The following is a 16,115-nucleotide window of genomic DNA, read 5'->3' as shown; positions in this document are numbered from 1 at the left end:
ACAACATAAAAAATAAGTAACAAGAGAAGCTCATGCCCTACCGCAGCATCCGAGGACGTATTCGCTACACCAGCCACAAGCCCGAGCGCTTTGGTGAAGAACGCGGCCGCGAGTACTTCAGCATCACTCAGCAGGCCGATGGCACGGATGTGCTGCAAGCGCACTGTGAAATTGACGACGCGCCCAGCGTTACCCGCGATATCGTGCAGGCACTCCGCCACAGCGATTCCGCCCCGCTCGATTGCTCGGTGCGGCTGACCGTTGGCGACAAATTTGAGGGCACCGGCTGGTTCCGCTTCACCGATAAACTGGCGGAGTGCGAAACCTTCAACCAGCGCGATGGACGCATCACCCAACGCATGGAACTAGAGGCACCCGTACAGTGGATGCAGTGCCACCCGATTGCCGGCGACGGCCTGCTGATGCGCCTTTACGACCTGTCCCAGGGGCCCGGCAAGCAACACTTCCCAAACATGATGCTGTCATCCCCGGATCATCGCGGCGCAACCGGCCCAATGCTGTTCAAGATGGGATTTTCGTTGGTGTATGTAGGGGAAACCGAAATCACTGTCGAGGCAGGTACTTTTCACGCGCGACATTTTCAGGTAACCGATACCGCAGCCGACCTACCCGAAGAGCACCCGCCGTACAACGTTTGGGTGACGGCAGATGATGACTATATTCTGCTACGTGCAGAGGTGGGCGGTTATATGCAGACCCATTACGAGCTTGCCGAGCTCGACTACTTTGCCGCGCAGGACGGCAAAACCGAAGCAAGCAAACCCACGGTGGAAACCCCTGCCTGAGCACTTCCGCGCTGACGTGCCCCACCGCGACGTTGAACCGGCGCTACTCTTGCAGCGCCGGTGCTTTCACTTCCCCCCGAACCAACTTGACCAGATATTCCGGTGCGATCATGGTGCAATAGTGTGTGCCCATAAAGCTGTCGGGAACCGGCATAAAACGGCGGTACTCCACGTGCAAACCCTTGATGCGCAGCTTTAAGGTATCCCCGTCACTGTAGGCCACCTGATAAATTTCAGGACGCAGCCAAAACGGGCCGATAGACACACTCTCCTCATCATCCGCCGCAATACGCTCCCGCGGCACTGCAATCGCCTCACCCCGCTCTGCCAGCACCTGATAAACATCATCCAGCATGTGCGCCTGCCAGTCGTGACACGCGCGATCTTCTTCCGCGATAGTAAAGTTTTCGCTAACCGGCTGCGCCGTGAGAATGCGCTCGGCCGTTTTCATCTTGCAGGCAATGGAAACCGGGAAGTCTGCGGATTCACCATTGGCGAGCTGATAACCCGCGTACTGATGCGTTGTCAGCGGCTGCGCCAGTGGTTTGGATTTTTTAAAGGTCGTCCAGTAACTGCCCTCCCCATACAGGACATTCTCTACGGCCAGGTCTGTACCGGCGATAAACTGCTGCACCCGCGCACAGAAAGCGTCATCGGTTACCAGGGGATAGGTGCCGCCCTCTTTCGCATACGCATCGATAGAGGCTCCATAAACGAGGCCAACAAACATCAGAAAAAGAGGTGCTTTCACGCTGTTTACCTTCAATAAAGGTTTAGGTCAGGATTGCTCGCAGAGTACGTGCCCGCGGCAAGTTCAGATCATGGATACCCCAACTCAGGTTCCCGCGAATTGACAAAAATCAATCCCCACAACAAAGTGGGCAGCTAATCTCAAATCTAGATTTTTTGAGGCTGCCTTCCATGTATATGACTCGCTGCATTTTCGATGCGTTCAAAATCGAGTCTTTGCAGCCTCCCTACGATACGGGTATCGCCCGAATTTACTACCCGGCTCAATATAGCGGCTCAGCAAACGAACAGGATACCGGCCTGATCCCGGCGGACGAAAGCTTCGCGCCTTATCCGGTGCTGATCCTGTTCCACGGTATGAATACGGATTCTGCCGGGTACCGCTGGCTGGCGGAAGCGCTGGCACCCTTAGGGATCGTGACCGTAACCTACCAACTGGTTTCAGAAGCCAGCTACGGCTCGCGAGCGGTAACGCCGGGCATCGACCTGGAAGCACTCACACCAGAGAAGTTCGGCACCACCCCATCGGCCCAGGCGGCCCTACCTATTCTGGAAATGCTGGAGCGGCTCAACAGTGATAGTTTGCTGGCAGAAAAACTTGACCTGACACGACTGGCATTTGGCGGCCACAGTGCTGGCGGCACCCTGGCGTTGCTTAACGCCAACCAGGACTGGTTTCCATCGCTCCGCGCAGTGTTTACCTATGGCGCCCACACCGGCGTTTCCACGGCCCTCGGCTGGCCAGCAGAAACCCTGCTACCTTTCCCGCCCAACTTGCCACTACTGCTAATGGGGGGTGAACAGGACGGCTGCATCGCCCACAGTGCTCACCACTACGGTGATGCGGCTCCCGGTGCAACCGCGCGCATCGAGCAAACCTTTGAAAAAGCCGTGCCACAAAATGATGGCAATAACACACTGCTTCTGCTCAACGACGCCAATCACTTTGCCATTTGCACACCAGCAGATGAAACCTGCGGACGGGGTTATATCGACACTCCGACAGCAGTCAATAACGCGCGTGAAGCCATAGGCCTCGCCATCTGCAGCTTCCTGAAAGGCCGCCTCTGTGGCGATCAAGAAGCACAACAAACTTACCGCGAATTGAGTAAATCCAACCTTCCGGACATTAGTAAACTGATCAGTAAATGAGTCAGAAAGTAATCGACGCTTGAGGCAAGATACAATCACGTTTTGAAGCGCCCAAAGCATCGCAATGCAGCCTGCAAGGCCAAAGCGAGCGATCGCAGCATATTTCCTTGGGTACGACTCCCCAAAATCCACCTTCATTTCCGCACCAAGGGCCACACCAACCATCACACCTCAGATCATCAAAACTAGATGAGAAAGCCACCATTTCACCAAAGTAGCTAACTTACTATCTCTGGCTTTGCCATTCCCCACAAAGTCAAAGTAGATCCAACACATAACGAAGATCGGGATTCCACCAATGATGATTTTCACCAGAAAATCACAGGAACCTTATCTATCCCCCTCTGTGCCAGAGTGACAACCAACTTGAATAAACCTTCACCAAGAACAATCAGTGTCAGCAGTCCAAATCGCTCGGCCATATGTCCAAGCCTTGGGGAAAAACGATGATAAAGAAGAACTGATACGCGAGAATTCACATACAGGGCTTGAGTCGAAAGCATTGAGAGTATAGGTACCCAAAATGGGTACGGCTTTGCAGGAAGGCAGTGATCGAAAATCCGATCGCGGACGGGGAAAAGTTCCGAATCTGCTCATTGCATATGCCCTGCGCTATTGCGTTATTACGCCGTGCTCTAAAGTAAAGAAATGCGAAAAAGGCTCTACGGGTGGAGAACAGCCAAGAATATCAGTATTCAATTCAGGCCTATTTATCGCTAAAGCTGGAGTGTAAAGTTTAGGCGCATTGATTGATGGTTAAGCGGCGCAGTAGCAATATGTCAACAGCCTCGAATGCAAAAAAGGCCCCTTCCTTTCAGAGGGGGCCACAAAAATCTGGCACACACCTTACGGTGACATAACCAGTCGACGAGAAAACAAATCTCTTATCAGGTTCGATTACCACCAAGTCGCGTAAAGCGCCACCAGGATCAGTACGACACCAGCCGCTGCCACATTAAAGCTGCGCTCGGTATCCAGACTGATTCCCGCAACACCCACACTGCCTCCGGCATTCACATCCACACCTTCAGGGCCAGCACCCTCTCGGGAAGACTCGGTCGCCAGAGAGACAATCACACACAGTGCCAGACACATCAGGAACACAATACCCACGCGGTCCATAAATGGCAGTTCCGGCCACAGTACCTTAAGTGCCACAGACAGTGCTGCGGAACCAATCGCCGCGGTAATAGCACCGGCGGAATTAGCGCGGGACCAGAACATACCCATCATGAAGATCACCACGATCCCCGGGGTAAAGAAGCCGGTGAATTCCTGAATGTACTGGAAGGCCTGATCAAACTGCCCCAGCAGTGGTTCGGCGACGACAAGCGCAATCGCCAGCGCCACCAAAGTAGTGATCCGCCCAGTGCGTACATAGTGGCTCTGGGACTTGCCTGGCTTCAGCTTCGCATAGATATCCATGGTGAAGATGGTAGAAATACTGTTACTCATGGACGCCAGTGAGGAAACAATAGCAGCCACCAGTGCCGCGAACACCAACCCTTTAATGCCTACCGGCATCAACGACATCATGGACGGATAAGCCTGATCCGCGACAGACAGCTTCGGATACAGGATAACGGCAGCAATACCCGGCAGTACCACGATCAGAGGCATCAGCAGCTTCAGATACGCAGCAAAAGCAATGCCCTTCTGAGCTTCCTGAACATTTTTTGCCGCCAGTGCACGCTGAATAATGTACTGGTTGAAGCCCCAGTAACTGAAGTTCATCACCCACAGGCCACCGATCAGTACGGAGATACCCGGCAGGCTCATGTAGTGTTCATTTTCCGGGCTCAGGATCATATCGAAATGACCGGAAGCTTCCTGCGTCAGGATACCGAAGCCCGCCAGTACGCCGGCACCATCACCAACCGCTTCCAGGGCCAGATAGCTCAACAGCAAGCCACCAAATACCAGCAGTACTACCTGCAGAATATCGGTGTAGGCCACCGCTTTAAGGCCGCCGTATAAAGAGTAACCGACGGAGAACAGCGCAAGGAAGATCATGCCGTACATCCAATCGACACCAGCAACGGTCTCAATGGCCAGGCCACCCAGCCACAAAACAGCAGTCAGATTGACGAATACATACACACCCAGCCAGAAAAGCGCGAGGATTGTTTTCACCCGCGCATCGTAACGCTGCTCGAGATACTGCGGCATGGTGTAGATATTGTTCTTGAGGAAAATCGGCAGCATATATTTGCCGACAATGATCAGGGTGATCGCTGCCATCCACTCATAAGAGGCAATGGCCAGACCAATGGCATAACCGGAGCCGGACATGCCGATAATCTGTTCCGCGGAAATATTCGAGGCAATCAAAGAGGCACCAATTGCCCACCAGGGCAGTGCCTTACCGGCCAAGAAGTAATCCTTGGTGTCTTTGCCCCCAACTTTGTTTTCGCGGGAAATCCATAGGGCCAGTACGAGCAACCCCGTGACATAGGCGATGAATACCGCCACGTCCAATGTATCAAGTTTCATCTCGATCACCACTAGTTTACGTTTTATTTATTGTCTTGATCTGCCGAGGAAGCGCGACCAGACGCCAACCTTCAAGGCTCGAAACAGCAAATGGTAACGTTACCACCATATTCGCCATTTTGACAGCAAAAAGTGTATCAATGTAAACGCTTTCCCAATAGAACTTTCCCTGAATAGTGCTGAATGATAACGTTACCACAACATGTGTCGCATGGAAGCACCAATAGACTGCTCGCCATGGAATCCTGGTCTCCCGCGAACTCCCCACCCAACCACAACCCCCAAGATAACTATGAATAAACTCGCGCTCACATCCCTGCTGCTCTTCGGCCTGATGACCTGCATGAGTGCCGGGGCCACTTCGGCAAACCCCCAGCCGCCCAATGTACTATTCGTCGCCTTTGATGATTTACGCCCCCTGATCGGCGCCTACGGCGAAGCCGAACCCATCACCCCCAATCTGGATGCACTGGCGCAGGACGCAATGCGGTTCGACCGCGCCTATGTGTCCTACCCACTTTGCAACCCATCCAGGGCGTCCATGCTGACGGGAATCCGTTTTGACCTGCAAGAGAGCCCCCGCAGAGAAAACAAACACCCCAAGCTGATCGCCAAGCAGGACACATGGCCACGGGTGCTGAAACAGCACGGCTATTGGACCGCAACGCGCGGTAAGCTCTACCACGGCAGTGTGCCCGGTGGTGACAAAAGTGCCTGGCACATTGCAGGGGATTTTTGGGGAGAAGTTAGAGATGGCGGACCCACTATTCTCCCGAAGATCGTTGAGATGGGTGGCCGCGCCGACCAGATAGCAGACTACAAAAAAAGAGGAGCCGGCCCGGGCGCCCTGATGTACGCCGCCGTCGATGGCCCGGACACCCTGCTGAATGACGGCAAGGTGGCTGTCGACGTTATTGAATTCCTGAAGCACAAACGTGACAAGTCCAAGCCCTTCATGATTGCAGCTGGGTTTTCCCGCCCGCACATGCCGTGGGTGGCCCCAAAGAAATACTTTGACCTTTACCCGGATGACGCCGGCAAACTGGCAGACTTCCCCGAAGGGGCCAAAGATGCCTTCGACATGGCCACCTACAAAAGTAAAACCCGCGATCACGGCTGGAACGAAGGTGTCGATGACGCCACAGCCAAGAAACTGATTCGCGGCTACATGGCGAGCACCAGTTTTGCCGACGCCCAAATGGGTAAGATCATTCAAACCCTGAAAGACGAAGGTCTGTATGAAAACACCATCATTGTTGCCTGGGGTGACCACGGTTATCACTTAACCGATCAGGGTTTGTGGCGAAAAAACACCCCGTTCCATATTTCCCTGCGCAGCCCACTGCTAATCAAGGCTCCGGGCTTCCAGGGCGGCACGGTATCCAGCCAAGTTGTGCAGAATATCGACCTCTACCCAACCCTGCTGGAGCTCGCCGGTATCGGACAACCGGAACACCTTAAATTACATGGCAACAGCCTTGTTCCGCTACTGCGCGGCGAAACTGCGCAATGGAACAGCATGGCCTTCACCAGTGCCAAGGGACACTATGGCGTGATCACCGAGAAATACCGGTATACAAAAATGTCGGATGGCAGCCGCCGCCTGTATGACCTGGAAGCGGATCCCGGCGAATGGCAAAACCTATCCGGTGACAAACAGTTTTCGAACCTGATGGATCAGTTTGACGCGCACCTGCATCAGGCGGTCTGGAACAAACCCGAGTAAAACAACCGAGAAGAATAATGATGACAAGCCCCTCACTACTGGGAAAACTTGCCCTAGGTATATTTTGTTTTGGACTCGCGGGCTGCTTCGACGGCAACAGCACCGCAGCAAATAGCAATACCCCGACTGATGCGCAAGACACTGCGAAAGCGACGCAACCCCAAAAGCCCAACGTGGTGATTTTCTACGTCGATGACCTGGGCTATGGCGATCTCAGCAGCTACGGTATGACCGCCACACAAACGCCAAATATCGACGCGTTGGCCACAGACGGTATTCGCTATACGGATGCGCACAGCTCCGCGGCCACTTGTACGCCTTCGCGCTACAGCTTGCTCACCGGGCAATATGCATTCCGCAACAACGCTGCCATCCTGCCCGGCGATGCCCCGCTTATTATTGACCCGGCAATCCCAACGCTACCGAAAATGATGCAAAAAGCCGGCTACAAAACCGCGGTGGTGGGCAAATGGCACCTAGGGCTCGGACGAGGCTATGTGGACTGGAACACCGCAGTAAAACCCGGCCCACTGGAACTGGGCTTTGACTACAGTTTCCTGATGCCGGCAACCGGCGACCGGGTACCTACGGTGTATCTGGAAAATCACCACGTGGTAAATCTGGACCCAGACGACCCCATTACCATCAGTTACGATGAGCGTATCGGCGAGCGCCCGGTTGGCACCGAGTCCCCAGAACTCCTCAAGCAACAGGCGGATTTGCAACACAGCCGCACTATCGTGAATGGCATTAGCCGCATTGGCTGGATGGCCGGTGGTCACTCCGCAGAGTGGGTGGACGAGGAATTCCCAAGCGTCTTTACCGACAAGGCGATCGAATTTATTCAAGACGCCAAAGCCCAACCGTTCCTGTTGTACTTCCCCTTCCACGACATCCACGTGCCACGTGTACCCAATGAACTGTTTGCCGGAAAATCAGGCATGGGGCCCCGTGGCGATGCCATTTTGCAGGTGGACTGGATGACCGGACGCATCGTCGACGCATTGAAAGAAGCCGGCGTTTACGACAACACCCTAATCGTATTCTCCAGCGATAACGGTCCGGTAATGGACGACGGCTATGCCGACCAGGCGGAAGAATTGCGTGGTGAACACGACCCTGCCGGAGGCTTCCGCGGGGGCAAGTACAGCGCCTATGAAGCGGGCACCCGCGTACCCATGATCGTCACCTACCCCAACGGCCTGGTACAGGGCGGAGAGAGCAGCGCACTGGTCAGCCATATCGATCTGTATCGATCTCTGGCCGAGTTGGTTTCCGTGGATCTGGCAGATGGTGAAGCGATCGACAGCGTAAACCTGCTGGATGCCCTGCTCGACAGCCGCAAGTCGGGACGAGACGAAATGCTGGAGGAGTCCTTTACCGTTTCACTGCGCTCCGGCAAATGGAAGTTCATCGAACCCTTTACCGGCACCACCCCGGACTGGCTCGCCAACAAGACCGCCATTGAAAACGGCTTGCAGGCTCAGCCACAGCTGTTTGATCTGAGTAAAGACGTACACGAACAAAACGATGTGGCTGATCAATTCCCCGAGGTTGTGGAGCAACTGCAGGCGCGCCTGCAGCAAATTCGCCAGATGAACTGACCAGCAACAATTTCACATCAAAGTACCCAGGCCCGGAGGCCGGGACGCGATCAAGCGTCTCCGGCCTTAATCACAAAACGGAAGCGATATGGGCGGTCTGCACGTACGTGGTACTTCTCCATCGTCTTCCCCCCCCAGCTATTATCCCCGCCCACACCATGAATTTCTAAATCCAGATTCACCGTAATCGCGTCCCGCGACGGCAAATCGTAGTAGTGCTTGCGGCGAATTCTGGCCGACTCGGAAAACTTATCATCAGGGTCGTTGACCGAATAGAGATCCGATTCCTCGTAAGGCCAGGCACGGAAGTTAAACGGCTGGAGACCGGAGATTTCCAACACAGTGTCCCGATCCGAGAAGCGCGCACTGCGCACATCACTGCGGTTGCTGCTATCGGTAGCAGAAATATAGCCCACCTGGAAAGAATCCAGCGTTGCCGAATACTGACCGATACGGGCAGCAGTTTTTCGGTCAGGATAGTTTTCGAACGGACCGCGGCCATACCAGTCGATAGTGGATAGCGCACGGTCCAACCCCAATTTCACCCCGAACTTGGGCATGAATTTATGCTGCGTGCGCTCCGGGTCCGGCTGATAGAGTGCATCGACCAGTAACTCTCCTGCCCCGTTTACCGTATAGACCGTGGAGTAGCGGGCATTATTGGCCAACAGGCGCGCCTCCACGGTCACCTGCAACAAATCATTCTGCAGCTGCTTAGCGGTCACCGAGTGCACCTGACGATAGGCCGCCGCATGCATCCACGGCGCCATGCGCTCTACAAAGCGGTTTTTCGACTGATTATTGTTCACCGGCTTCCAGAAATAGGGAGCCAGCGGTTGCGCGAGCAATTCCCGCCCATCAAACCGGAAACTAGTTAATTCACCACTTTGCCTGTCGATGGCCAGTCGCGTGTCGCCTGCGGAAATAGCGTATTCATCACTTTGCTCCTGCAGCCGGACCTTGCGGCCGGCAGGCTGCAAATCCTCAACAAAGGGGAAAGCAGACAAAACAAACTGCTCGTAGGCAATTTCAAACCCGCGTTCCGCCCAAAGAGACGTTTGCCGCGTATGCGCAGAAAGCTCAAGTAGCACCTCTCCTTCCGTGCGACCTTCGTGCACGTAGGGGATATCAAACAACCCCGACTCGCCCGGTGCCACATCCATGCTGAACTCGCCACTATCCAGTACCCGCCGCTGGTCCTTGACCTGCCAGCGCAGTTCGTAGGCATTCAAGTTAGTGAAATCAAAACGGTTTGATACTTCAATGGAAAGCGGCTCATCGGTCTGAGTAAACCAGATATTTTGCTGGACTTTTTTCGCCTCGAAATAGCTCGGGTAAGGCTTGCGATCCGGTGACACGATACCGTTTAGCAGGAACTCCGCATCCGTCGGTTTATCCCCAAAGTCACCGCCATACGCCCAGACTTCACGTTGCGGATTAATTGAGAGCGCCTGCGGCTCCTCCCCATAGCTCACCATCGCCGTGTTCTTTACCCGCGCAAGCCCCTGATCTACCCAGTCCCAAATAGCACCACCTACGTAGTCATCATTGGCATAAATGGTGTCCCAATGCTCCTGATAATTCCCCAGTGAATTCCCCATGGCGTGGGCGAATTCCCGCTGAATATAGGGTTTTCCGAGCGCCCGGGCCTTTTCCAGCTGCTCCTGCACCGACTCGACCGTGCGATAGCTGCGCTCAAGGAAGTCCGACACCGATACATCGGTATCCGAGAGAATGGGCCGACTCTGGTCTATATCCAATACCGCTTGACGCATCGCCCGGAAATTGGCTCCGGCCCCCCCCTCATTACCCAGGGACCAGATCACCACGGACGTGTAGTTTTTGTTGGTGTGCACCATGGAGGTGGCGCGATCCACATGGGCTTTTTCCCAGCTCGGGTTATCCCCCAGTATTTTATTGCGGGTTTTGTAACCGTGGCTTTCCTGGTTCGCGTCATCAAGCACGTAGAGTCCGTACTCGTTCGCTAACGCGTACCAACGGTGGTCGTTGGGATAGTGACTGGTGCGCACCAGGTTGAAGTTGCCCTGCTTGATCAGTTGGATGTCTTTTTCCATGGTCGCAAGGTCAACATGACGCCCCATGCGGGGATGGTGCTCGTGGCGGTTTACACCCTTGATCTTGATCGATTTTCCATTGACCCAGAACTGACTGTCTTCCACTTTGGTCTCACGAAAGCCGAACGACCAGGGCACAGTCTCGAGCACCCGACCCTCGGCATCCAGTACCGACAGTAACAGGGGGTACAAGATGGGCGATTCAGCACTCCACAGGTCTACCGAGTCCAGATCAAACGAAATCCGCCCACTCGGCGCACTACCGCTTTCGGATTGTGCAGTTGCGAGCAGCTTGTTATCGGGGCCAAACAATTCAACCTGTAGCCGGGCACCCTGCGGAACCTCCCCCTTTTGCGCCGCAGCAAGCTGATAGTCAACGTGCAATGTACCGCTCTGGTAATGATTTTTTAGCGCGGTATCCAGCAGGAAATCCTGCAGATACACCTTGGGCCGGGCGACCAGGTTCACATCGCGGAAAATTCCACTGAACCGCCACATGTCCTGACCTTCCAGATAGCTGCCATCGGACCACCGATACACCTCAACAGCCAGGTCATTCGCGCCGTCAACCAGATATTCCGTAATGTTGAATTCCGCCGGCGTCATACTGCCCTGGCTGTACCCGACCTTGGTGCCATTCACCCACAGATAGAAGGCCGACTTTACCCCCTGGAATTCGATAAAAATTTCCTTGCCCTGCAACCCCTCTCCCACAAAAAAACGGTGCTTGTAGCTGCCGACTGGGTTGCGGTCGTAATAGTTGGTGTAATGCTCAGGGGGCTCGGTCATCACCCGCGGCTGGTCTTTGGCAAACGGATATGGGTGGTTGGTATAGATTGGGCGCCCGTAGCCCTGGGTCTGCCAGTTGCCGGGCACATCCACCAGGTTCCAGTCATTGACGTCATACGCCGGGTCATAGAAATTCACCGGGCGCTTGTCCGGGTGACCAACCCAGTGAAACTTCCATTTGCCGTTCAGCGACTGGATACGAGAAGAAGCGCCGCCTTCACTTGCCTTGCCTGGGTCCGCATACGGGCGCATATACGCGTGGCCGGGCTCCTTATTGATACCAATTACCTCAGGATTCTCCCAATCGAGCGCGCTTGCTTGCTGCGCGTATTCCTCTGCAGATATCGCCGGCGCAAGCGCCACGAGCACTGTGGTCGCGCTAGCGAGCCAGTTTGTCATTGTTCTTTTCATTGTCAGCCCTACACAAATGCGAACCGGACACGGCACTCGTCGTGCCCCCCCCCGATCAGCAGGTTAACCAGCGCCCCCATGGCACGATATCGTTCACATAGCTGTTCACTTAGTCGCGTACATGGGACCACCTCATAAATTTATGGGAACGATACCATTTTTGATTTATAGTGCCAAAAACGCCCGTTAGAGCCTGTAAAACATGAAAAAACTCACTGCGATCCTTGGCCTCGCTACTTTGATGGCCTGCACCACCTCACCGGCATCCGACAAACCGAACTTTATCGTTATCCTGACCGACGATCAGGGCTACGCGGATACAGGCTTTACCGGTAGCAAAGACATTCGTACCCCGAATATCGACCGCATTGCGTATGAAGGCACCCAGTTCACCAATGGCTACGTCACCTATGCCGTATGTGGTCCCAGCCGTGCTGGGCTACTGACCGGTCGCTACCAGGGGCGTTTCGGCTTTGACCGCAACCCCCATATGGACCCGACCGATCTGAACGCGGGCGTCCCCCTTGATGAAAAAATGATCTCCGAAGTGCTGCAGCCACTGGGTTATACCTCCAGCATCATCGGCAAATGGCACATGGGTACGCACCCCAAACTGCACCCGAACAGCCGCGGTTTCGATCACTTCTACGGCTTCCTGTCAGGCGGCCATCGCTACTTCCCGGAAGATTTGATCTACGAAGATCTGGAGGAAGGTCTCTCGCAGGAAAACCCGAAAAAAACCTGGCTCTCCTGGTACCGCACCAAATTGCTGAGAAACGATAAAACCGTGGAGATGAAGGAATACCTGACCGATGCCCTGTCTGCGGAAGCAGTGGACTTTATCAAGCGCGAAAAGGACAACCCCTTCTTCCTGTACCTAGCCTACAACGCCCCCCACGCCCCGCTGCAGGCCACTCAGGAATACCTGGAGCGCAACCAGCATATTCCGAAGGGAAAACGCCGCACCTATGCCGCGATGATCTCCGCGGTCGATGACGGTGTGGGCGCAATTCTCAAGACCCTGGAACAGGAAGGTATCGACGACAACACCCTAGTCTTCTTCCTTTCCGACAATGGCGGCCCGGTAACCAAAAACGGCTCCAATAATGGTCCGCTCCGCGGTGCCAAGGGTGACTACTTCGAAGGTGGCATCCACGTACCTTTCGCCATGCGTTGGCCGAATCAGGTACCTGCCGGGATCACCTACACAAACCCGGTGAGCTCACTCGATATTATGGCGACCATCGCATCGGTCACCAGCGCCCCCATCAATGCCGAAAAACCGCTGGATGGTGTCGACCTCCTCCCATACCTCAATGGCGAGATAACCGGCCAACCACATGAAGCCCTGTTCTGGCGAAACTTTGACAAGGGTATTGTTGCCAGCCGCCGTGCGGACTCCAAGGCAATCCTGTTCAAAAAAAGCGATACCCGGCACCTGTACGATCTCGGTGAGGATCTGTCGGAAAAGAACAACCTGAGCAAACAAGAGGGTGAGCAGTTCAATGCCCAACGGGATGAAATGGCCCAATGGGAGAGCGAAATGGCGACCAAACCGGCCTTCAAAGGACTGATTATCGCCAAGAAAGAAAATCAGAAGGCCCAGCGCCAATACGTTAAACAAAAGCGCAGCGAAAATAACGTAAACAAAAACAAAGTTAACAAAAATTAACGCACTCTCGACAACAAATGCCCTATGGTATTAGGCACTCCATAATGCCATAGGGCTGACATTGCCCAATAAAACACTGGGGATGTTATGACAAAAGAAGAATACATAGCGCTCACGCGATTCGGCATGGGCGTAACCCCTGGAGACCTGCGAAACCCCATCGCAGAAACAGGGAAAACGCCAAAACAATGGCTAAAGCAACAGCTTTCTCCCCTCGCATTTGACGACAACCTCCCCTCTTCCACCGATATGCTGCGCAGCGTAGCCGACTATCGGAAATCTCTGGAAGGTGCCAAAAAATCCCAAAGCAATGACGGCGCGTCGGCGCATAAGAAAAAACTCAGATCACTGAGAAAGTCATTCAATAGAAGCCAAAATACGTACAACAACAATGTCATTCAGCGTGCCGCTGCTGCCCACCAGAGCATCAACTGGCGCCTTCTGGACTTCTTTTCCAATCACTTCTCCGTCAGCGCTGTCAATGCGCCAATGAAAGCCCTGGCCCCAACGCTGGAACGCGAGGTCATTGCGCCAAACCTTACCGGGAAGTTTGAGGACCTGCTGATTGCCGTTTCCCAGCACCCGGCAATGATTGTTTATCTGGACAATATGCGTTCCATCGGCCCTAACTCCCGAATCGGACGGCGACGCGACAAAGGACTGAACGAAAACCTGGCGCGTGAGATCCTTGAACTACACACCCTCGGCGTCGACGGTGGCTATACCCAATCTGACGTATTGGAACTCTCCAAAGCCATCACCGGCTGGAGCCTGGCAACACAGCGGGACGGTAACGCCAACGGCTTTATGTTTCGCTCGGCAATGCACGAACCGGGTAGCCGCCGTGTGATGGGACGATCATTTCACCAATCCGACGTATCACAAGGTGAGAAAATCCTGAAATACCTCGCCACACATCCAAGTACCGCACGCTATCTCAGCCTCAAGCTGGCACGGCACTTTATCAGCGATGCGCCACCCGCTAGCCTTGTAAACAAATTGCAGCAAACGTGGCTCAATACCGACGGAGACATTCTGGCGGTGATGTACACCCTGATTGATGCAGAAGAGTCCTGGAGCAACACACCACAAAAATTCAAAACTCCACGGGAGTTTTTTATCTCCGCTTTACGGGCTGCGGATATGCAAACTCTCGACCCGCAGATGGCACAATTTTCTCTGACGGAATTAGGGCAGGCGCCGTTTCAGGCCGGCTCTCCCGCAGGTTACGAAGATACTGCAGAGAACTGGCTCTCCCCCTCTCTATTAACCGCGCGGGCAGACTGGTCCATTAAATTCGCACAGCGGTGGCAGGAGCGCGTACCCGCGGTTAATCAGCTGCTCAATCAGCTGTTTGGTGACCACATCAGCGAGCTGACCAGAAAAAGTATTTTGCGCGCGGAAAGTAAACAGGCGGCCCTGGCAATGCTACTCATGAGCCCCGAGTTCCAAAGGAGATAACCTCATGGAAAGAAGAAAATTTCTGGCGCTCGGGGGTGCATCACTTGCCCTGCTCTCATCCGCGACACTGGGTAACCCTCTTAAGCCGAGCAAGAGCAACCCCAAGTTTATCTGGGTGATATTACGCGGTGCGCTGGATTCCCTGCACACACTGGTACCCACATTCGAAACCGAGCTGGAACGCCACAGGCCAAAACTTTTTGGAGGTATCAAGGAAGACCTGCTGCCCATTAGCAATGGCTTCGCACTGCACCCTGCGCTCAAGAACCTGCACCAGTGGTATGGACAGAAAGAGCTGCTACCGGTTGTAGCCGTTTCTACCGGCTACGATGGCCGCTCGCACTTCGACGGCCAGGACTTCATGGAGAGTGGACTCGGTAAAATCGAACACGATTCGGGGTGGATTGCGCGCGCTTTAGAGAACAAGGGAAAATCCGGTATTGCGATTTCGCGCTCTATCCCCATCGCTATGCGCGGCAGCAATCGCACCACAAACTGGTTCCCGAGTCGTATGGACGGGTCTGGTGAAGAGATCTACCAATCGATCCTCGACCTCTATCAGTACGAACCAGCGCTGGCCAACAACTTCGAAAAGGGGCTGAAAATGAAAGCCTCGGCCGCCGGGCAAATGGATTCATCCCGCCCTGGCGCATTTCCAGAGTTGGCACAGGCCTGCGCCAAGCTGATGCTAGCGGACACCACACTGGACTGCGCCCTATTGGAGCTGGACGGCTGGGACACACATAATCGGCAGGCGCCAAGACTGAATACAAAATTGGCCGAGTTGGATAAGGGATTGGCAGCTCTCAAACAAGTCCTGGGGCCTGAGTGGGACAACACCGTTATTGCGGTTTCCACGGAGTTTGGGCGCACCGTACGGGAAAACGGTACCGAGGGAACGGACCACGGCACCGGCAGTGCGATGTTCCTGGCCGGCGGCGCTGTCGATGGCGGCCGTATACTTGGGCAATGGCCCGGCCTTAAATCAAAGCAGCTATTCGAAAACAGGGACCTGCAACCAACGTCGAATGTCTATGATTGGCTTGTCGACACTCTGGAACAACACTGGAAACTGAACAGCACGCAACTGGCACATATATTCCCTACCGCTCAAGCGCGGGGAGAAATAATTACTCGTCGAAGACCAGTATAGTTCTAGAGGGCCGTAAGCGATAA

Annotated in this window: 10 protein-coding genes; 7 read left to right on the top strand and 3 right to left on the bottom strand. The window is 54.4% G+C overall.

Going from position 1 to position 16,115, the window contains the following annotated elements:
• Window positions 1-32: 32 nt before the first annotated feature.
• Window positions 33-806 carry a DUF3108 domain-containing protein gene (locus LCM31_RS09025; RefSeq protein ID WP_224869318.1) on the top strand — a complete coding sequence of 258 codons (774 nt, stop codon included), beginning with the start codon at window positions 33-35 and terminating at the stop codon, window positions 804-806.
• Window positions 807-849: 43 nt separating this feature from the next.
• Here the strand turns inward: LCM31_RS09025 and LCM31_RS09020 are convergent, their stop codons facing one another.
• Window positions 850-1,557 carry a hypothetical protein gene (locus tag LCM31_RS09020; RefSeq protein WP_224869316.1) on the bottom strand — a complete coding sequence of 236 codons (708 nt, stop codon included), beginning with the start codon at window positions 1,555-1,557 and terminating at the stop codon, window positions 850-852.
• Between the two features lie 170 nt (window positions 1,558-1,727).
• Between LCM31_RS09020 and LCM31_RS09015 the strand changes: the two genes are divergently transcribed.
• Window positions 1,728-2,708, top strand: a complete 981-nt coding sequence (locus tag LCM31_RS09015; protein WP_224869314.1) for an alpha/beta hydrolase — start codon at window positions 1,728-1,730, stop codon at window positions 2,706-2,708.
• 897 nt (window positions 2,709-3,605) lie between these two features.
• Here the strand turns inward: LCM31_RS09015 and LCM31_RS09010 are convergent.
• On the bottom strand, window positions 3,606-5,201 hold the full coding sequence (locus LCM31_RS09010) for a sodium/sugar symporter (RefSeq protein WP_224869312.1): 1,596 nt from the start codon (window positions 5,199-5,201) through the stop codon (window positions 3,606-3,608).
• A 292-nt stretch (window positions 5,202-5,493) separates the two neighbouring features.
• On the opposite strand from LCM31_RS09010, the gene LCM31_RS09005 reads away from it, so the two are divergent.
• Window positions 5,494-6,927 (top strand): sulfatase, encoded by a 1,434-nt coding sequence (locus tag LCM31_RS09005; protein WP_224869310.1) that lies wholly within the window; start codon window positions 5,494-5,496, stop codon window positions 6,925-6,927.
• A gap of 17 nt (window positions 6,928-6,944) precedes the next feature.
• Window positions 6,945-8,531: a sulfatase family protein gene (locus LCM31_RS09000; protein ID WP_224869308.1), complete on the top strand. Its 1,587-nt coding sequence runs from the start codon at window positions 6,945-6,947 to the stop codon at window positions 8,529-8,531.
• A gap of 50 nt (window positions 8,532-8,581) precedes the next feature.
• Here the strand turns inward: LCM31_RS09000 and LCM31_RS08995 are convergent, their stop codons facing one another.
• A complete protein-coding gene (locus LCM31_RS08995) occupies window positions 8,582-11,794 on the bottom strand; it encodes a glycoside hydrolase family 2 TIM barrel-domain containing protein (RefSeq protein ID WP_224869306.1) in 3,213 nt (1,070 codons plus the stop codon).
• A gap of 214 nt (window positions 11,795-12,008) precedes the next feature.
• Here LCM31_RS08995 and LCM31_RS08990 point away from each other — a divergent pair, with 214 nt between their 5' ends.
• From LCM31_RS08990 to LCM31_RS08980, 3 genes are all read left to right on the top strand, one after another.
• Complete coding sequence (locus LCM31_RS08990) at window positions 12,009-13,478, top strand: sulfatase-like hydrolase/transferase (protein WP_224869304.1); 1,470 nt, start codon at window positions 12,009-12,011, stop codon at window positions 13,476-13,478.
• Between the two features lie 87 nt (window positions 13,479-13,565).
• A complete protein-coding gene (locus LCM31_RS08985; protein WP_224869302.1) occupies window positions 13,566-14,939 on the top strand; it encodes a DUF1800 domain-containing protein in 1,374 nt (457 codons plus the stop codon).
• 4 nt (window positions 14,940-14,943) lie between these two features.
• Window positions 14,944-16,092 carry a DUF1501 domain-containing protein gene (locus LCM31_RS08980; protein WP_224869300.1) on the top strand — a complete coding sequence of 383 codons (1,149 nt, stop codon included), beginning with the start codon at window positions 14,944-14,946 and terminating at the stop codon, window positions 16,090-16,092.
• Window positions 16,093-16,115: the final 23 nt, after the last annotated feature.

The organism is Microbulbifer agarilyticus, from assembly GCF_020171345.1.
Lineage (GTDB): Bacteria > Pseudomonadota > Gammaproteobacteria > Pseudomonadales > Cellvibrionaceae > Microbulbifer > Microbulbifer agarilyticus_D.
The sequence above is the reverse complement of the archived record's forward strand: the minus strand, read 5'-3'. Positions and strand labels throughout refer to the sequence as shown.